The following is a 17,441-nucleotide window of genomic DNA, read 5'->3' as shown; positions in this document are numbered from 1 at the left end:
TCAACGGAAACCGGATGGGATCGTCAGAGGCACAGCGACTTCGCGATGATCACCTTCATGACCTCGCTGGTCCCGGCGTAGATGCGGGCCACGCGGGCGTCGGTGTACAGCCGCGCGATGGGGTACTCGGCCATGTAGCCGTAGCCGCCGAAGAGCTGCAGGCAGCGGTCGACGATCCGGCCCTGCGTCTCGGTGCAGAACAGCTTCACCTTCGCGGCATCGGCTCCGGAGAGCTCTCCGTCCACCAGCGCGAGCACGGCGCGGTCGAGCATCGCCTGCGCGGCCTCGACCTCCGCGACCATGCCCGCGAGCTCGAACTTCGTGTTCTGGAACGACGCCACCGGAGTGCCGAACGCCTTGCGCTCCTTGACGTACTCGGTCGTCGTGGCCACCGCGGCCCGCGCCTGCGCGACCGAGCCGACCGCCACCGTCATCCGCTCCTGCGGCAGGTTGTGCCCCAGGTACCGGAACGCCTCACCCTCCTCGCCGAGCCGGTTGGCCACCGGGACGCGGACGTCGTCGAACGACAGCTCCACGGTGTCCTGGACCTTGAGCCCGATCTTGTTGAGCACCCTGCCCCTGCTGAACCCCGGCATGCCGTCCTCGACCACGAGCAGCGTGAGTCCCGCCCGCCGGTCCCCGGGGTCGCTCGACGTCCGGGCGACCACGATCACCAGGTCGGCCAGCAGGCCGCCAGTGATGAACGTCTTGGCCCCGTTGAGGACGTAGTGATCGCCCTCGCGCACCGCCGTGGTGCGGATGCCGGCGAGGTCTGAGCCCGTGCCCGGCTCGGTCATCGCGATGGCGGTCAGCAGTGTGCCCGCCGCGAGGCCCGGGAACCAGCGGTCGCGCTGGCCCGCGTCGGCGTAGGCGAGGAAGTACGGCAGGATCACGTCGAGCTGGGTGCGCACGGTGCCGAGCGTCACCAGCGCGCGGGAGGCCTCCTCCTGCAGCACGACGTTGTAGCGGTAGTCGGCGATGCCCGCTCCCCCGTACTGCTCGGGGATCGCGATGCCCAGCACGCCCAGCGCGCCGAGCTTCGCGAACACCTCCCTCGGCATCCGGCCCGCCCGCTCCCACTCCTCGTAGTGCGGCACCACCTCCTTCGCCACGAACGTCCGCACGGTCTCGCGGAAGTCCTCGTGGTCGGCGGTGAAGACGTCTCTGCGCACTGCTGCTCCTCAGTCGGTGAGCTCGACGAGCGTGGCGTTGGCCGTGCCACCGCCCTCGCACATGGTCTGCAGGCCGTAGCGGATCCCGTTGTCCCGCATGTGCTGGATCATGCGCGTCATGAGCACCGCGCCCGACGCGCCGAGCGGGTGCCCGAGCGCGATGGCACCACCGAGCGGGTTGAGCAGGTCCGGATCGGCACCGGTCTCGGCGAGCCATGCCAGCGGCACCGGTGCGAACGCCTCGTTGACCTCGAACACGCCGACGTCGGCGAGCGCGACCCCGGCCTTGCGCAGCACCTTGTCCGTCGCCGGGATCGGGCCCGTGAGCATCAGCACCGGATCCGCACCCGTCACCACGCCCGCGCGGTAGCGCACGAGCGGCGTCAGGCCCAGCTCGCGTGCCTTCTCCCGCGTCGTGACCAGGAGTGCGGCGGCCCCGTCGGAGATCTGCGACGAGTTGCCCGCGTGGATCACGCCGTCGGCGGTGAACGCCGGCTTCAGCCCGGCGAGAGTGTCCACAGTGGTCCCTCGCCGGACACCCTCGTCGGCGGTCAGCGTGTCCATCCGCACGATCCGGGCGGACAGCGCACCACTGTCCTGAGCCGCGGCGGCGCGTTCGTGCGACAGGGCGGCGAACTCGTCGAGGCGGGTGCGGGAGAAGCCCCATTTCCGCGCGATCTTCTCCGCCGAGATGCCCTGGTTGAAGGAGAAGCCGTCGTAGCGTTCCAGCACGTTCGGCCCGTAGGGCATGCCGCTGGCCCGCGCCGCCCCGAGCGGCACCCGGCTCATCACCTCGACGCCGCCCGCCACCACCACGTCCTGCTGGCCCGACAGCACGGCCTGCGCGGCGAAGTCGAGCGCCTGCTGGCTCGACCCGCACGCGCGGTTGACGGTGGTGCCCGGGATCTCCTCCGGCCAGCCCGCCGCCAGCACCGAGTAGCGGCCGATGTTGCTCGACTGGTCGCCCACCTGGGAGACGCAGCCCCACACGACGTCGTCCACCACGCCGGGGTCGATCCCCGCCCGCTCGGCGAGCGCGGTCAGCACCACGGCCGAGAGGTCGGCGGGGTGCCACGTGGCCAGCCCGCCCTTCCTCCTGCCCACCGGGGTACGGACCGCCTCGACGATGACCACTTCACGCACGGCACTACCTCCACCTCACGGTCATGACCGGCCCGCCGCCCAGCGGCCGGTGAACACCGGCTCGCGTTTCTCGGCGAACGCGGCGTACGCCTCCGGCACGTCGGCCGTGGCGAAGTTGATCGGCTGGGCACGCGCCTCGCTGGCGAGCGCCTCGCGCAACGTCCGGTCGGCGCCCTCGTTGAGCAGCGCCTTGGTCTGGGCGAGCGCGATCGGCGGGCCGGCCGCGAGCCTATCGGCCAGCTCGTCGGTGAACCCGTCGATCTCCTCGCCGGGCACCACCCACGTCACCAGGCCGAGCGCGAGGGCCTGCTCGGCATCGACCAGCTCGGCGAGCAGCGCGAGCCGTTTCGCTTGCTGGAGCCCGGCGAGCTTCGGCAGCAGCCACGAGCCACCGCAGTCGAGCGACAGCCCTCGCCGCGCGAAGATCTGCGAGAACCGCGCCTCGGGCGTGGCCACCACCAGATCGCAGGCGAGTGCCAGGTTCCAGCCCGCGCCGACCGCCACCCCGGCGACCTTCGCGATCGTCGGCACCCGCAGCTCGTGCAGCAGCAGCGTCACCTCGGTGGGCACGCGCAGCTTCTCCACGGGGTGCGCGTCGGCCCGCGCCGCGGCGAGATCGGCACCCGAGCAGAAGGCGCCTCCGGCACCGGTGAGCACGAGCGCTCGCACGCCGCCGTCAGCGGTCACCGCCGCGAGCGCGGCACGCAGCGCGTCCCACAGCTCGGCGTCGAGCGCGTTCTTGCGGTGCGGGCGGTTCAGCGTCAGGGTCCGCACGCCCCCGCGGTCGTGGGTCAGCAGCACCCGGGTCACGACCGGGCTCCGATCGCGCCCTGCTCGCGCAGCAGCGCGATCTCCGGCTCACCGAGGCCGAGTTCGGCCAGCACGGCGTCGGTGTGCTCGCCGAGCGCGGGGATCGAGCCCATCGGCGGCTCGAAACCCGCGATCACCGGAGGAGGCAGCAGCGCGGGAATCCGGCCCGCGGGGGTGTCGATCTCGCGCCAGCGCTCGCGCGCGGCCAGATGCGGGTGGGCCACGACCTCACTCGGGCGGTTGAAGCGCGAGTTGCCGATGCCGGCCTCGTCCGCGCGCTTCTGCACGGCGGCGAGGTCGTGCCGGGCGCACCACGCGCCGAGCTCGCGGTCGAGCAGCTCGCTGTGCCGCACACGGCCGGAGTTGGTGCGGAACCGCTCGTCGTCGGCGAGGTCGGGCCGCCCGAGCAGCTCCCGCGCGAGGCGCTGCCACTCGCGGTCGTTGGTGGTGCCGAGCACGACGGTCTGCCCGTCGGCCGTGGGGTAGGCGCCATACGGGGCGACCGCGGGCGAGCCCATGCCACGCGGCTGCTGGTCGGCGCCGGAGTGCCATGCGTGGTTGAGCGCGTAGCCCATCAGCTCGGTCATGGTGTCGAACAGGCTCACCGCGATCGTGCCGGAGCGGCGCGCGTAGAGCAGCGACAGCACCGACAGCGCGGCGTAGAGCCCGGAGCAGACGTCGGCCATCGGCGGGCCCGGTTTCGCGGGCGCCCCTGGCGATCCCGTGATCGCGCAGGCCCCCGACTCGGCCTGCACCAGCAGGTCGTAGGCGCGTTTGTGCGACAGCGGTCCCCCGGGACCGTAGCCGTCGATCTCCACCGCGATCAGCTCGGGATGCCGCTCGGCGACGTCGGCCGGGGCGATGCCGAGCCGGGCCGTGGTGCCGGGCGTCAGGTTGGACACCAGCACGTCGGCCCGGTCGAGCAGCCGGTGCAGCAGCTCCAGCCCGGCCTCGGACTTGAGGTCGAGCGTCACCGACTGCTTGCCGCGGTTGACCCACACGAAGTGGGCCGCGAGGCCGTTCACCACGTCGTCGTAGTGGCGGGCGAAGTCACCGCCGCCGGGGTTCTCCACCTTGATCACGCGGGCGCCGAGGTCGCCGAGCGTCCGGCTGCACATCGGCGCGGACACCGCCTGCTCCAGGCTGACCACCGTGACGCCGGCCAGCGGTCCCGGCATCACATCACCATGCCGCCGTCGACGGGCAGCACCTGCCCGGTGACGAACGACGCGGCGTCGGAGGCGAGGAACACGAAAGCGCCGGCGACCTCCTCCGGCTCTGCCCAGCGGCGCAGCGGGATGCGGGCCAGCATGGTCGCCGCGAACTTCTCGTTGGTGCGGATGGTCTCCGTCATCGGCGTTGCCGCGAGCGGCGCGAGCGCGTTGACCAGAACGTTCCTGCGGGCCAGTTCCCTGGCGAGCGACTTGGTGACGCCGATGATGCCCGCCTTGGCCGCGGAGTAGTTGACCTGGCCGAGCGTGCCCGTGATGCCCGCGGACGAGGTGACGTTGATGATCCGCCCGGTGCCGTCCTCCGGCAGGTACGGCAGCGCCGCCTGCGAACAGTGCACTGTGCCCATGACGTGGATGTCGAGCACGCGCCGGAAGCCGTCGTCGTCGAGGTCGGGGAACATCGCGGGCGCCGTGACGCCCGCGTTGTTGACGAGGATGTGCAGGCGCCCGTCGGAGAGCGCGGCGGCGCCGGCGGCGGCCTCGTCCGCCGAGGCCCGGTCCCGCACGTCCAGCGCGGCGCCCTCGGCCTTGCCGCCCTCAGCGCGGATCCGCTCGGCGACGGCGGAGGCAGCGGCACCGTCCACATCGGTCACCAGCACGGCGGCGCCCGCGCCGGCGAGCGCCCGCGCGACCGCGGCGCCGATGCCGCCGGCGGCTCCGGTGACGAGCGCGGAACGGCCCGCGAGGTCGAACAGCCCGGTGTTGTCGGCCATCAGTAGCTCCTCGGCATTCCCAGTGTGTGTGAGCCCAGGTAGTTCAGGACCATCTCCTGGCTCACCGGTGCGATGCGCATGACCCTGGCCTCGCGGAAGTAGCGGGCGACGTCGTACTCCTCGGCGTAGCCCATGCCTCCGTGGGTCTGCAGCGCCCGGTCGGCGGCGGTGAACCCGGCGTCGGCGCACAGGTACTTGGCGGTGTTGGCCTCGCGACCGCACGGCTTGCCGTTGTCGTAGAGCCAGGTCGCCTTGCGCAGCACCAGCTCCGCCGCGTCCAGGCGCGCGAGCGAGTCGGCCAGCGGGAACTGGATGCCCTGGTTGGCGCCGATCGGCCGGTCGAACACCACGCGCTCGCCCGCGTACCGCACGGCCCTGTCCAGTGCCACCCTGCCGAGCCCGAGTGCCTCGGCGGCGATGAGCATGCGCTCGGGGTTGAGCCCGTCGAGCAGGTAGGTGAAGCCCTGGCCCTCCTCGCCCACCCGGTCCTCGACCGGCACCTGCAGGTCGTCGATGAACAGCTCGTTGGAGGTGACGGCGTTGCGGCCCATCTTGCGGATGGGCCGCACCGTGACCCTGCTCCGGTCGAGATCGGTGAGGAACAGGGTCATCCCGTCGGTCTTCTTCTCGACGTCCTCGTAGCGCGTGGTGCGGGTCAGCAGCAGGATCTTCTCCGACTCCATCGCCTTGGAGATCCACACCTTGCGGCCGTTGACGACATAGTGGTCGCCCTCGCGCCTGGCGAACGTCGTGATGCGGGAGGTGTCGAGTCCCGCGCCGGGCTCGGTGACCCCGAAACACACGTGGAGGTCGCCGGTCGCCACCCTCGGCAGCGTGCGCCGCTTGAGCTCCTCGGAGCCGTGCACCACCACCGGGTGCATGCCGAAGATCGACAGGTGGATCGCGCTCGCGGCGTTCATCCCACCGCCGGAGCGCGACACCTCCTCCAGCACGAGGCTCGCCTCGGTGACGCCGAGCCCGTGCCCGCCGTAGGCCTCCGGGATCGTGATGCCCAGCCAGCCACCCTTGGCGATCGCGTCGTAGAACTCGCCGGGGAACTCGTGTGCCTGGTCCTTCTCCATCCAGTACCGGTCGTCGAACCGCCTGGCCAGCCCTGCGACCGACTTGCGGATGAGCTCTTGGTCCTCCGTCAGTGCGAAGTCCACTGCGTCCTCACCGGGCCGCGGCGACGGCCCTGCGTGCCCGCTGGCGGTAGCCCTCGAGCTTCTCCGAGGGGTCGACCACCCGGTGGCTGCGCGACCGCACCGCGACGTCGTGGTCCTGCGCCGCGCGGCGCAGCGCCCCGACGGTGGCCTGCTCCTTCGGCACGTGCGCGAACGGTTCGAAGGAGTACCAGCGCATAGCGTTCTGGTAGGTCATCTTGTCGATGTCGGAGTCGGGCACGTCGAAGCGATCCATCACCTCGCCGAGCTCCTCGGGCGCCCCCGGCCACATCGAGTCGCTGTGCGGGTAGTCGGCCTCCCAGCAGATGTTGTCGATGCCGATCTCGTGCCGCAGTTTCACACCGAGCGAGTCGCTGATGAAGCAGGTGAGGAAGTGCTCGCGGAACACCTCGCTCGGCAGCTTTCCGCCGAAGTCCTGCAACGTCCACGTCGCGTGCATCTCGAACGTCCGGTCCACGCGCTCCAGGAAGTACGGAATCCAGCCGGTGCCGCCCTCGGACAGGGCGATCCGGATGTCGGGGAACTCCTTGATCACGCGCGACCACAGCAGGTCGGCGGCGGCCGAGACGATGTTCATCGGTTGTAGCGTGATCATCACGTCCGGCGGCGAATCCACCGCGGGGATGGTGAGCCGACCGGACGATCCGATGTGGACCGACAGCACGGTGTTGGTGTCACACAGCGCCTTCCACAGCGGGTTCCAGTACTCGTCGTGGAAGCTCGGGTAACCGAGGGCGGCTGGGTTCTCGGAGAACGTCAGCGAGTGGCAGCCCTTCTTCGCGACCCTGCGCACCTCCTCGGCGCAGGCCTCGGCGTCCCAGATCACCGGCAGCGCCATCGGGATGAACCGGCCGGGGTAAGCACCGCACCACTCGTCGATGTGCCAGTCGTTGTAGGCCCGCACGAGCGACAGAGAGAAGTCGGGGTCCTCGGTGGCGAACAGGCGCGCGGCGAACCCGGGGAAGGAGGGGAAGTTCATCGACGCGAGCATCCCGCCCGCGTTCATGTCCTTGACCCGCTCGTGCACGTCGTAGCAGCCGGGCCGGATCTCGTCCAGGCCCTGCGGCTCCATGCCGTACTCCTCCTTGGGCCGCCCGGCCACCGCGTTGAGCGCCGCATTGGGGATCACCGTGTCGCGGAACTTCCAGACATCGGTGCCGTCGTCCTGGTGCACCAGCTGCGGAGCGTCCTTCTGGTACTTCTCCGGCAGGTGGTTCACGAACATGTCGGGTGGTTCGATGATGTGGTCGTCGACGCTGATGAGGATCATGTCGTCCCGGTGCATGGCGGTTCCTTTCAGTCCGAGGCTGGCAGTGGTTTGGCGACCTTCGTGGTCATCGGGACTCCGTCGCAGCCGAGCTCGCCCGCGCCCGAGGCGGTGCACAGCAGCTCGAGCGTCTCGTTCGCGTCCACGTAGCGCTTTCCGATGAGTGTCATGGCGCCGGCCGCGGGCGCCTTCGCCGCGGGCGCCGACGACGCGGGGACCATCGGGCTGCCCCCGCACGTGATCACCGGCCGGCCCTCGGCCGGGGCGCGGACGACCACCACCCTCGTGGTGCAGACGGTGCTGGCGAGCTGGTCACCGGGACTCAGCGTGGATGCTGATGAGCTCATGCGACGTCCCCTTCGCGCGGTCGGCAGGAACCTGGTGCTCTCAATCAGAGAAAACTATCTTCTCATCATAGGAGAATCAACCTTCGGGCGCGAAGACGCCGGACAAGAGCACGGGGCGCCGACGAACTCGGCCGAGGAGGAGTTGACTCGGCGCTGCACGCATGGAAATCTTGCCATCAAGAATGGAGAATATGATTCTCACCGGTAGGAGGGTCCCGATGCGCCTGCCCCCGCTGCCCGCCGAGGAGTGGGACGACCGGACACGTGCCGCGCTGGCCGGCCTGGTCCCGAGGAAGCGCCAGGATCCCGATGGCGCGGGCGTCGCACTCTCCACGCTGGTCCGCCACCCGGATCTGGCCAAAGCGTTCCTCGGCTTCAGCACCCACCTCATGGCGCGCTCGACGCTGCCGCCCCGGCTGCGCGAGCTGGCGATCCTGCGCGTGGCCCGGCGCCGCGACTGCGCCTACGAATGGGTTCACCACGCGGCGTTCGCCGCGGAACTCGGTCTGACCGAGGCCGAGATCGAGGCCGCGGGACACGGGAAGTCCACCGACGAGTTCGAGAGCGTCGTGCTCGGCGCCGTCGACGAGCTGGACGAGAACACCACGCTCTCCAACGAGACATGGTCCGCGCTCGGGGAGCGCCTCGACGAGCGGCAGCGGATGGACCTGGTGTTCACCATCGGCGGCTACTGCCTGATGGCGATGGCCTTCAACACCTTCGGCATCGAACCGGAACACGAAAGGTAGCCCCGTGGCGCACAACGATTCCCCGACCGACGACCTGGTGGAGATCCAGCAACTGCTCGCCCGGTACGCGGTGACCATCACCAAGGGCGACCTCGACGGGCTGCTCGCGGTGTTCACTCCGGACGGCACCTACAGCGCCTTCGGCGACACTTACCCCCTCGCCGAGTTCCCCGCGCTGGTCGAGGCCGCGCCGAAGGGACTGTTCCTCACCGGCACGCCCGTGGTGGAGCTCGACGGCGACACCGCCACCGGCACCCAGCCGCTGTGCTTCGTCGACCACGCTACCCACGACATGCGCATCGGCTACTACTCCGACACCTACGCGCGCACCGAACACGGCTGGCGGCTGCGCACCAGGGCGATGACGTTCATCCGCCGCAGCGGCGCCCACGACTCGGGCCGCCCGCACGCCTACCAGCGCGGCGAGGCATGAACACCGACGAGTTCCGGTCCGGCCTGCGGGCCTGGCTCGACGAGCACGACCTCTCCCCCGGCCACGACGGCTCGTTCGCCGGGGAGGTCGCACAGCTGGCCCGCGTCCGCCGCGCCCTGTACGACGCGGGCTGGATGCGCTACGGCTGGCCGGAGGAGATCGGCGGGCTCGGCGGCCCCGCCGTGCTGCGGGCCGTGCTCGGCGAGGAGGTCACCAGCCGGGAGCTCGCTGATCCGGGCATCTACTCGATGGTCGAGGTGCTCGCGCCGACGATGCTCGCCTACGCCGCCAAGCGGCTCGCCACCGAGATGGTGCCAAAACTACTCGACGGCACCGAGCAATGGTGCCAGGGCTTCTCCGAGCCCGGCGCGGGCAGCGACCTCGCCTCGCTGGCCACCAGGGCGGTGCCCCGCGGCGACGACTGGGTGGTCACCGGGCAGAAGGTGTGGACCAGCCTCGCGCAGTTCGCCGAACGCTGCATCCTGCTCACCCGCACCGCGCCGGGCCACGACGGCATCACGGCGTTCTTCCTCGACATGGACACCCCTGGCATCACGGTGTGTCCACTGCGGACCATGCACGGCCGCGACGAGTTCTGCGAGGTCTTTCTCGACGACGTGGTGGTGCCCGGCGACCGGATCCTCGGCCGCCCCGGCGACGGCTGGCGCGTGGCGATGGACCTGCTGCCGCACGAGCGGTCGACGTGTTTCTGGCACCGGATCGCACACCTCTACACGCGGCTGGACCGGCTCACCGCCGAGACGTCCTCCGCCGACGACAGCGCGCTCGGCGCCGCGTTTCTCGCGCTGCATACGATCCGCTGCCGCTCCCACGCGACGCAGCGGCGCCTCGCCGACGGCGCGAAGCTCGGCCCGGAGACCTCCGTCGACAAGGTGCTGCTGGCCACAGCGGAACAGCGCCTCTTCGACACCGCCCGCGACCTCCTGCCCGGCGTGCTGGAGCTGGACGAGTCGCCCTGGCGGTCCGAGTTCCTGTACTCGCGCGCGGCGACGATCTACGGCGGTACCGCCGAGATCCAGCGCAACATCATCGCCCGCAGGCTGCTCGGCCTGGGAAGGGAATGACCGTGGACACCACCGAGCTCGACCTGCTGGCCGAGACGCTGCGCAAGACGATGACGTCGCTCTCGGGCACCGGCCTCGACGAGGTCCTGGCAGGCCTGGGCTGGGCCGAGCTGCTCACGGAGGCACGCGAGGTGGCGATCTCCACGGTGTTCTCCCTGCTCGGCGAAACCGGCGCGCACGCACCGCTCATCAACGACGTCGTGCTCACGGCGGCCGGTGGCGAGGCGGGCGGCACGGTGGCCCTGCCCTACGCCGGCGGCTGGTGGGTGCGGTGGGAACGCACCCACCAGCCGAGCGCGGCGCTGGACCCCGAGCTGCCGCTCCATCGCGCCGCAGGGAGCGAGCCCGTTCCGCTCGCCGAAGGCCGGAGGGCACTCGGCTGGTGGCTCGTGGGCACCGCCAAGGCCATGCTGGAGCTGGCCCGCACCCACGCGCTCGAGCGAACGCAGTTCGGCAAGCCCATCGCGTCGTTCCAGGCCGTGCGGCACCGGCTCGCCGAGACGCTCGTGGCGATCGAGGGCGCGGAGGCCACGCTCGCGGCCTCCGGGGACGAGCTCGGCTCGCTGCTGGCGAAGGCGGCCGCGGGACAGGCGGCGCTGACCGCGGCCCGGCACTGCCAGCAGGTGCTCGGGGGCATCGGCTTCACCGCCGAGCACGAGCTGCACCGGCACATGCGGCGCGCGCTCGTGCTCGACGGCCTGCTCGGCAGCGCGCGGGAACTGACCCGCGAGGCCGGGGCGGCGCTGCGTGAGAACGGCAGGGCGCCCCGGCTGGTCGAACTCTGATCGCGCTCAGGTGTTGCGGCCGCCGTTGACGCCGAAGACCTGGCCGGTGACGTATCCGGCCTCCTCGCTCACGAGGAACGCGCACGCCGCCGCGATGTCGTCCGGCGTGCCGGGCCTGCGCACCGGAGTGCGCGCGGCGTGGTGGTCCACGCCGCCGCCGAGAAAGCCGCGGGCCTCGTTGCGCCGGGTCATCGGGGTGTCGATGAACCCGGGCGGGATCGTGTTCACGGTGATGCCCTGCGGTCCCAGCTCCAGCGCGAGTGCCTTGGTGAAACCCACGACACCGGCCTTGGAGGCCACGTAGTGCGTCATGAACGGCTGCCCGCTCTGCGCACTGGAGGACGAGATGGTGACGATGCGGCCCCAGCCCGTATCCACCATGTCCGGCACCACGGCCTGGCAGCAATGAAACGTGCCCGTGAGGTTGACGGCGAGGATCCGCTGCCACGCCTCGTCGGTGATGTTGAGGAACTTCTTGAAGCCATCCTTGCCCGCGGAATTCACCAGGATCGATACCGGCCCGAAGCGTTCACGCACCACGCCAAGCCCCTCGTCGATGCTCACGCGGTCGGCGACGTCGACGGCCGCGGGCAGCGCCGCGCCCCCGTCGGCCTCGATCCGCTCGGCCGCCGCCCGCGCCGCGGCGCCGTCGAGGTCGAACACGGCCACGCGCGCGCCGTCGCGGGCCAGCCGCCGCGCCACGGCGAGGCCGATGCCCGAAGCGGCGCCCGTGACGACGGCGACCCTGCCCGCTGCCGGTCTCATGTGGACCGCTCCCGGTCGTCGCGGTACACCTGGCCGCCCTTCATCACGAACCGGACCTGCTCGGTGACGCCGATGTCGGCCAGCGGGTCGCCGGGCACCGCGATGATGTCGGCGAGCAGTCCCGCTTCGAGGCGGCCCCGGTCGTCGGCGTCGATCAGCTCGGCGGCGACGGTGGTGGCGGCCCGGATGGCCTGCAGCGGCGTCATCCCGCGCTGGACGAGCGCGAGCAGTTCCCTCGCGTTGCGCCCGTGCGGGATCGCCGGCGCGTCGGTGCCGCACGCGATGCGCACGCCCAGCTCGATGGCCCTGCTGATCGTCGCCCGCGAGCGGGGAAAGACCTCCGCCGCCTTGGCCTGCAGTTCGGGCGCCGCGTTGGAGGTGTCCATGCCCTCGGTGAGATAGGTGGTGGCCACCAGGAAGGTCTCCCGTTCCAGCATGCGCTTCAGCGTCGCCTCGGTGGCGAGCGAGCCGTGCTCGATGCAGTCGATGCCGGCGTCGAGCGCGGCCCGGATGGCGTCGTCGCCCATGCAGTGCGCGGCGACCTTGAGCCCCGCCCGGTGCGCTTCGTCCACGATGGCCCGCAGCTCCTCGTCGGAGTACTGCTGCGCACCGGCGGGGCCGGTGTGCGACATGACCCCGTTCGACGCGCACACCTTGATCACCCGCGCGCCGTGCTTGACCTGGTAGCGGACCGCCTTACGCACTTCGGCCACGCCGTTGGCGATCCCCTCCTCCACCGTCAGCGGCATGATGTGCGGGGCGAAGGCCTGGAACATCGTGGGGTCGAGATGCCCGCCCGTCGGTGTGATGGCGTGCCCGGCGGGCACGACCCTCGGGCCGTCGATCCACCCGAGGTCGATGGCCTTCTTCAGCGCGACGTCGAGCAGCAGGCCGCCCGTCTGCACGAACAGGCCGAGGTTGCGCACGGTCGTGAACCCTGCCCGCAGGGTCCGGCGCGCGTTGGCTACCGCCCGCAGGGTGCGCACGGCGGGGTCGTCCTGCACGGGGTTGAGCGGGCTGCGGTGGTCGGGGCCGCCGAGCAGGAGGTTGACCTCCATGTCCATGAGCCCCGGCAGGAGTGTCACGTCGCCGAGGTCGAGCACCACGGTGCCCTCGGGCACCGTGGTGGGCGCGACCTCGACGATGCGGCCGTCCTGGACGAGGAGCTCGCCGGGTTCGACGAGCTCGCCCTTGTCCACGTCGAGCATCCGGGCGGCACGCAGGTGGATCGGTGGTTGCGGTGCGCGCGTTCGGCCCACTGTCCGGTCCTCAGACAGCGGGTTCGACGACGGCGTCGATGCTGGAGGCACCGCTGTCCGGCACGCGGGCCTGCCGCCAGGCCTCCACCGGGAAGGCGACGGTCACCAACGAGCAGAACAGCCACAGGAGGTGCTTCTCCTCCTCGCCGATGTCGTCCATCGAGACCCGCTGCAGGTACTCGGTGCTGCTCTCCAGGCGTGGGTAGGCAGCGTCGTAGAACGCCTGCAGCTCGTCCATGCTACTGGCGATCCGCTTGGCGTAGCGCGCCCGCTCGGTCGGGATCGCCCAGTCCGCGAACGGCTCCAGGTCGGCGAACTCGGGGGGCAGGACATTGGCCATGATCGTCTCTCCTCGAAGGCTCAGGAACGGCTCGCCGCGGCGGGCTTCGCCTGCCGCTGCTGGAAGTCGCGCACGTACTGACCGGCGGTGTTGTGCAGGTGCCGGAGGAGGATCTCCTGGTCGCACAACGGGAAGTCGGTCACGGTGCCGGACTCGAGCATGGTCTGGGTGGCCTCGAGGGTGTTGCCGTCCTGCAGGCCGTACTCCTTGAACGAGACCACGGCGAGCTCCTGCTGCAGGCGCTCGAAGGCGTTCTTCGGCGGGACGAAGTAGGCGGTGCCCTCGAAGATGTGTGTGTTGTACGAGGTGGGCCAGTAGTGATAGGTCAGCACCCAGTTGGGCCGCCAGATCAGCAGCATGAAGTTCGGGAAGAACACGAACGAGTCCATGCCCCAGCGGGGATCGCGGGTCGGGTTGATGGCGGGCGGCAACTGCTCGGTGGTGAGCCCGATGTCGGGAGCGTCCCACGGGCCGAACAGGCCACTGCGCAGCGCGCGCTCGATGGGCTTGACCATCTTCGGCTCCTGCGGCGGGGCGATGCCGCCCCATGAGGACACCAGGCTGTGCGGGCCGTCGACGTCGTAGGCCAGCGCCTGGTAACCGTACTTCTGGATCTTCGCCCGCTCCTCGGGCTCGTACTGGCCGCCGTGCAGGATCGGCGCGTGGTAGAACTCGGCGAAGGCGTCGATGAACAGCTTCCAGTTGCTGCCGATCTCCGCGCGGTACTTGTGGACCTGCGTCAGCTTGTCGAACGGGTAGCCCTCGATGCCCTTGCCGAACTCGCCGAGGTACTCCCGCAGCGGCGTGGTGTTCTCGGGGTCGAGGTTCACGAAGATGAAGCCCTCCCACACCTCCGCCCGCACCCCGACCAGCCCGTAGTCGGACTTGTCGAGATCGAAGAACTCGCCCTCCTGCTGAACGAACGTCAGCTCGCCCTCGAGCGAGTACCGCCACGCGTGGTACTTGCAGGTGAACTGGCGGCAGAAGCCGCTGGTCTCCTCGCGCGGGTAGTCGTTCCACACCAGCTTGTTGCCGCGGTGCCTGCAGACGTTGTGGAAGGCGCGCACCTCACCGTCGTTGCCGCGCACGACCACGATGGACGTCCGCGCCGCGTCCAGTTCCTTGGTGAAGTAGCTGCCCTTCCTCGGCAACTGCTCGACCCGGCCGACGTTGAGCCAGGTCCGGCGGAAGATGGCGTCCCGCTCCAGCTCGTAGAACTCCGGTGACACCGAGTCCTCGTAGGAAAGCGGCTCGGTGCCGATCTTGAAGTGCTCGGTCCAGCTGCCCTCAGCAGGCTTGGTGAAGTGTGCCATGTGGTGGTCCTCCGGTCTTGTCGCCACGTAGGACGATAGCAACGATCTCCAAAAAGGAGAAGCCCATTTCCGCAGGACCGTGACCACGCTCCAACACCCCGGAGCAGACTTCCCCGACACCCCCGAGCCGAGTCGCCGAACAGGCGAGACGTACCGGTACAGTGCGGTTATGTTGTTCCTGTGCCACGAAGGACGGATCCGGCGGTGAGCAGCCCGAGCGAAGAGCCCGCCTGGCGGCAGCGCGCCGTCGAGCGCTCCATCAAGGCCGCCAAGGTGCGGGCCGAGCAGCGCGTGCAGCGGTTCCTCGACGCCGCACAGGTGATCATCGACGAGAAGGGCACCACCGACTTCACCGTGCAGGAGGTGGTAGACCGTTCTCGCCAGTCGCTACGCAGCTTCTACCTGCACTTCGACGGCAAGCACGAGCTGCTGCTCGCCCTCTTCGAGGATGCCCTCAACCGCACCGCCGACCAGATCCGCGCCGCCGCATCCGGCCAGAAGGAACCACTCGACCGGCTCAAGGTCGCCGTGCAGCTGTTGTTCGAGCTCTGCAGGCCCGACCCCGACGCCCGCCGTCCGCTGTTCACCGACTTCGCACCCCAGCTGCTGGTCTCGCATCCGACCGAGGTGAAGGTCGCCCACACGCCGGTGCTCGCCGTCTTCACCGAGCTGCTCACCGACGCGGAGGAGGCCGGCCTGCTGTCGCCGGACGTCAAGCCGCGCCGCACGGCCGCGCTGATCATGCAGACAGTGATGTTCAACGCACAGTCCAGCGGCTCACCCGACGACGAGACCGCCAACCCGCTGACCGCCGACGAGATCTGGGACTTCTGCGCCAACGGCATCACCTACCACTGAGCACACAGCGAGAACAGTATTCTCCTGAATGTAGAATTCCCCTACACTCAGGAGATGGGCGATCTGTGGACGGACCTTCTCGACTGTCTCGATCTGCACCCGCACGCGGATGACGCCGGCCCGGCCACGGCCGGCGTGCTCGAAGGACGCAACCTGGAGCTGAGCTACCACCGGCTGTTCGGCGGGCAGCTGCTGGCCCAGTTCGTGCGCGCGGCGTGCCTGACGTGCCCCGGCAAGGCGGTCAAGTCGCTGCACGTTCTCTTCCCCAAAGAAGGCAGGGCAGACGAGCCCGTCCGCTACGAGGTGTGCCGCCACCACGAGGGCCGCTCGTTCGCATCACTGTCCATCGTGGCCAGACAGAGCGGGGGCGTCGCGGCCACGGCGTCGGTGTCGATGCACGCCGCCGAGGACGGCGTGGACCGCCAGACCGTCCCTGCGTTGCCCGCGGTTCCCGGCGAGGAACATCGGGTGGAGCTCGACCTGTTGCCCTGGGAGACGAGGATGACCGTGGACCTCGACTCCCCCGCCGCCGCGCGGCCCGAGCTCGACCTGTGGATGCGCACGCCCGAGGTGAGCGGGGAGCTGGCTCCCGCGCTCACCGCCTACGCCACCGACCTCAGCCTCATCGGCACCGCCCTGCGCCCGCTCGGCGGCGTCAGCCAGCGCGACGCGGGAACGATGTTCGTCTCGGCCGTCACGTCCCACACCGTGTGGTTCCACCGCCCGTTCCGCAGCGACGACGGCTGGCTGCTGCTGCGCCAGCACAGCCCCGTCATCGCACACGGCCGGTGCTTCGGCAGGGGCGACGTGCTCACCGAGGAAGCCTCACTCGTCGCGTCCTTCGCGCAGGAGGCCCTGCTCCGCTTCCGGCACTAGGCACCAGGCGCGCGGTGCCCCGTACACAACGAGGTGTCAGATGCCCGTCAGTCCGATCCGCGTGGTCCAGTGGGCCACCGGCAACATCGGCACGCACGCCCTGCGTGCCGTCCTCGACCATCCCGTCCTCGACCTCGCCGGCGTCTACGTCCACTCCCCGGACAAGGCCGGCCGTGACGCCGGAGAGCTGTGCGGACGCGGCCCGGTGGGCGTCACCACCACCGGCGACGCAGACGAGATCCTCGCGCTCGGCGCCGACTGCGTGCTGTACATGCCGTTGCGGTGCGACGCTGACGTGGTGTGCCGGCTGCTCGCGGCAGGCACGAATATCGTGACCACGCGCGGGGAGTTCCATCATCCGGCAGGGATGGAACCCGCTTTGCGGCAACGGATCGAGGCCGCCTGCGCCGAGGGCGGCACATCGATCCACAGCACTGGCAGCAGTCCCGGCTTCATCACCGAGGCCGTGCCGTTGGTGCTGACCTCGATCCAGCGGCGGCTGGAGCGGCTGCGGATCGACGAGTACGCCGACCTCTCCCAGCGCGACTCGCCCGCGATGCTGTTCGACGTCATGGGTTTCGGCCGGTCACCGTCCACCTTCGACGAACGCAGGCTCACCCACGCCAGGACCAGCTTCGGCCCCTCGCTCCGGCTGGTCGCCGACGCGCTGTCCGTGCCGCTCGACTCCGTCGAGGCGACCGGTGAGCTCGCGACCGCGCGCCGGACCGTCGAGATAGCCGCGGGCACCGTGGAAGCGGGCACCGTCGCCGGGCAGCGCATCAGCGCGCTCGGCATGCGCGACGGCGCGCCGCTGCTGACGTTCCGCGCCACGTGGTACTGCACCACCGACCTCGAACCGGCGTGGGACCTGCGCGACACCGGCTGGCGCGTCACGGTCGACGGCGACGCGCCGCTGGACATCGACATCCGCTTTCCCGTGCCGCTGGAGCGGATGGCCTCGGTCTCGCCCGGCTACACCGCCAACCGCGCGGTGAACGCCGTTCCCATGGTGTGCGCGGCCGAGCCGGGGATCCGCTCGACGGTGGACCTGCCGCAGGTGGTCGCGGCGATGGCCTGAGCGGGCGGGGCCGCGCGCGGCCCCGCCCTCCC

Annotated in this window: 19 protein-coding genes; 7 read left to right on the top strand and 12 right to left on the bottom strand. The window is 70.5% G+C overall.

Features of this window, described 5'->3' with window-relative positions:
- Positions 1-23: 23 nt before the first annotated feature.
- Genes DI005_RS08135 through DI005_RS08100 form a run of 8 tightly spaced genes read right to left on the bottom strand, consistent with a single transcriptional unit; the run spans position 24 to position 7,868 of the window.
- The gene (locus DI005_RS08135) at positions 24-1,172 is read right to left on the bottom strand and encodes an acyl-CoA dehydrogenase family protein (RefSeq protein WP_113641695.1); all 1,149 of its coding nucleotides are present in this window, start codon (positions 1,170-1,172) and stop codon (positions 24-26) included.
- Positions 1,173-1,181: 9 nt separating this feature from the next.
- Positions 1,182-2,315 carry a thiolase family protein gene (locus DI005_RS08130; RefSeq protein ID WP_113641694.1) on the bottom strand — a complete coding sequence of 378 codons (1,134 nt, stop codon included), beginning with the start codon at positions 2,313-2,315 and terminating at the stop codon, positions 1,182-1,184.
- Positions 2,316-2,336: 21 nt separating this feature from the next.
- Positions 2,337-3,125 carry an enoyl-CoA hydratase/isomerase family protein gene (locus DI005_RS08125; RefSeq protein ID WP_233520046.1) on the bottom strand — a complete coding sequence of 263 codons (789 nt, stop codon included), beginning with the start codon at positions 3,123-3,125 and terminating at the stop codon, positions 2,337-2,339.
- Positions 3,122-4,303, bottom strand: coding sequence for a CaiB/BaiF CoA-transferase family protein (locus DI005_RS08120; RefSeq protein ID WP_113641693.1), 1,182 nt, complete (start codon positions 4,301-4,303; stop codon positions 3,122-3,124). Before DI005_RS08120 ends, DI005_RS08125 begins: the two co-directional genes overlap by 4 nt.
- Complete coding sequence (locus tag DI005_RS08115; RefSeq protein WP_113641692.1) at positions 4,303-5,070, bottom strand: SDR family NAD(P)-dependent oxidoreductase; 768 nt, start codon at positions 5,068-5,070, stop codon at positions 4,303-4,305. The genes DI005_RS08120 and DI005_RS08115 overlap by 1 nt, the downstream gene beginning before the upstream one ends.
- Entirely contained in the window at positions 5,070-6,236 is a 1,167-nt protein-coding gene (locus DI005_RS08110) for an acyl-CoA dehydrogenase family protein (RefSeq protein ID WP_113641691.1), read from the bottom strand. The genes DI005_RS08115 and DI005_RS08110 overlap by 1 nt, the downstream gene beginning before the upstream one ends.
- 7 nt (positions 6,237-6,243) lie before the next feature.
- On the bottom strand, positions 6,244-7,539 hold the full coding sequence (locus tag DI005_RS08105; protein ID WP_113641690.1) for an amidohydrolase family protein: 1,296 nt from the start codon (positions 7,537-7,539) through the stop codon (positions 6,244-6,246).
- Between the two features lie 11 nt (positions 7,540-7,550).
- Positions 7,551-7,868, bottom strand: a complete 318-nt coding sequence (locus DI005_RS08100; RefSeq protein WP_113641689.1) for a hypothetical protein — start codon at positions 7,866-7,868, stop codon at positions 7,551-7,553.
- Between the two features lie 218 nt (positions 7,869-8,086).
- Between DI005_RS08100 and DI005_RS08095 the strand changes: the two genes are divergently transcribed.
- From DI005_RS08095 to DI005_RS08080, 4 genes are read left to right on the top strand one after another with little or no spacing between them, the layout of a single operon-like run.
- Positions 8,087-8,617: a carboxymuconolactone decarboxylase family protein gene (locus tag DI005_RS08095; RefSeq protein ID WP_113641688.1), complete on the top strand. Its 531-nt coding sequence runs from the start codon at positions 8,087-8,089 to the stop codon at positions 8,615-8,617.
- Positions 8,618-8,621: 4 nt separating this feature from the next.
- A complete protein-coding gene (locus tag DI005_RS08090) occupies positions 8,622-9,050 on the top strand; it encodes a nuclear transport factor 2 family protein (protein ID WP_113641687.1) in 429 nt (142 codons plus the stop codon).
- On the top strand, positions 9,047-10,135 hold the full coding sequence (locus DI005_RS08085; protein WP_113641686.1) for an acyl-CoA dehydrogenase family protein: 1,089 nt from the start codon (positions 9,047-9,049) through the stop codon (positions 10,133-10,135). The genes DI005_RS08090 and DI005_RS08085 overlap by 4 nt, the downstream gene beginning before the upstream one ends.
- A 2-nt stretch (positions 10,136-10,137) precedes the next feature.
- Positions 10,138-10,920, top strand: a complete 783-nt coding sequence (locus DI005_RS08080; RefSeq protein ID WP_199542636.1) for an acyl-CoA dehydrogenase family protein — start codon at positions 10,138-10,140, stop codon at positions 10,918-10,920.
- 6 nt (positions 10,921-10,926) lie between these two features.
- On the opposite strand, the gene DI005_RS08075 is transcribed toward DI005_RS08080, so the two are convergent.
- The 4 genes from DI005_RS08075 to DI005_RS08060 are packed head-to-tail and all read right to left on the bottom strand — an operon-like array spanning position 10,927 to position 14,597.
- Complete coding sequence (locus DI005_RS08075) at positions 10,927-11,685, bottom strand: SDR family NAD(P)-dependent oxidoreductase (protein WP_113641684.1); 759 nt, start codon at positions 11,683-11,685, stop codon at positions 10,927-10,929.
- A complete protein-coding gene (locus DI005_RS08070; protein WP_199542635.1) occupies positions 11,682-12,944 on the bottom strand; it encodes an amidohydrolase family protein in 1,263 nt (420 codons plus the stop codon). Before DI005_RS08070 ends, DI005_RS08075 begins: the two co-directional genes overlap by 4 nt.
- A gap of 10 nt (positions 12,945-12,954) precedes the next feature.
- Positions 12,955-13,284 (bottom strand): hypothetical protein, encoded by a 330-nt coding sequence (locus DI005_RS08065; protein ID WP_113641682.1) that lies wholly within the window; start codon positions 13,282-13,284, stop codon positions 12,955-12,957.
- Positions 13,285-13,304: 20 nt separating this feature from the next.
- Positions 13,305-14,597, bottom strand: a complete 1,293-nt coding sequence (locus DI005_RS08060) for an aromatic ring-hydroxylating dioxygenase subunit alpha (RefSeq protein ID WP_113641681.1) — start codon at positions 14,595-14,597, stop codon at positions 13,305-13,307.
- A gap of 204 nt (positions 14,598-14,801) precedes the next feature.
- Between DI005_RS08060 and DI005_RS08055 the strand changes: the two genes are divergently transcribed.
- From DI005_RS08055 to DI005_RS08045, 3 genes are read left to right on the top strand one after another with little or no spacing between them, the layout of a single operon-like run.
- A complete protein-coding gene (locus DI005_RS08055; RefSeq protein WP_113641680.1) occupies positions 14,802-15,455 on the top strand; it encodes a TetR/AcrR family transcriptional regulator in 654 nt (217 codons plus the stop codon).
- Positions 15,456-15,509: 54 nt separating this feature from the next.
- On the top strand, positions 15,510-16,331 hold the full coding sequence (locus tag DI005_RS08050; RefSeq protein WP_113641679.1) for an acyl-CoA thioesterase II: 822 nt from the start codon (positions 15,510-15,512) through the stop codon (positions 16,329-16,331).
- A 40-nt stretch (positions 16,332-16,371) separates the two neighbouring features.
- Complete coding sequence (locus DI005_RS08045; protein ID WP_113641678.1) at positions 16,372-17,409, top strand: dihydrodipicolinate reductase; 1,038 nt, start codon at positions 16,372-16,374, stop codon at positions 17,407-17,409.
- The last annotated feature ends 32 nt before the right edge of the window (positions 17,410-17,441 follow it).

This window comes from Prauserella sp. PE36 (genome assembly GCF_003311655.1).
Taxonomy (GTDB): domain Bacteria; phylum Actinomycetota; class Actinomycetes; order Mycobacteriales; family Pseudonocardiaceae; genus Prauserella_A; species Prauserella_A endophytica.
Note: the sequence above shows the minus strand (reverse complement) of the source record. Positions and strands in the feature narration are given on the sequence as shown.

Coding starts and splice junctions, on each gene's coding strand:
- DI005_RS08065 (WP_113641682.1), bottom strand. CDS start 13,284: ATGGCCAATGTCCTGCCCCCCGAGTTCGCCGACCTGGAGCCGTTCGCG.
- DI005_RS08045 (WP_113641678.1), top strand. CDS start 16,372: ATGCCCGTCAGTCCGATCCGCGTGGTCCAGTGGGCCACCGGCAACATC.
- DI005_RS08100 (WP_113641689.1), bottom strand. CDS start 7,868: ATGAGCTCATCAGCATCCACGCTGAGTCCCGGTGACCAGCTCGCCAGC.
- DI005_RS08120 (WP_113641693.1), bottom strand. CDS start 4,303: ATGCCGGGACCGCTGGCCGGCGTCACGGTGGTCAGCCTGGAGCAGGCG.
- DI005_RS08075 (WP_113641684.1), bottom strand. CDS start 11,685: ATGAGACCGGCAGCGGGCAGGGTCGCCGTCGTCACGGGCGCCGCTTCG.
- DI005_RS08115 (WP_113641692.1), bottom strand. CDS start 5,070: ATGGCCGACAACACCGGGCTGTTCGACCTCGCGGGCCGTTCCGCGCTC.
- DI005_RS08050 (WP_113641679.1), top strand. CDS start 15,510: ATGGGCGATCTGTGGACGGACCTTCTCGACTGTCTCGATCTGCACCCG.
- DI005_RS08095 (WP_113641688.1), top strand. CDS start 8,087: ATGCGCCTGCCCCCGCTGCCCGCCGAGGAGTGGGACGACCGGACACGT.
- DI005_RS08085 (WP_113641686.1), top strand. CDS start 9,047: ATGAACACCGACGAGTTCCGGTCCGGCCTGCGGGCCTGGCTCGACGAG.
- DI005_RS08060 (WP_113641681.1), bottom strand. CDS start 14,597: ATGGCACACTTCACCAAGCCTGCTGAGGGCAGCTGGACCGAGCACTTC.
- DI005_RS08105 (WP_113641690.1), bottom strand. CDS start 7,539: ATGCACCGGGACGACATGATCCTCATCAGCGTCGACGACCACATCATC.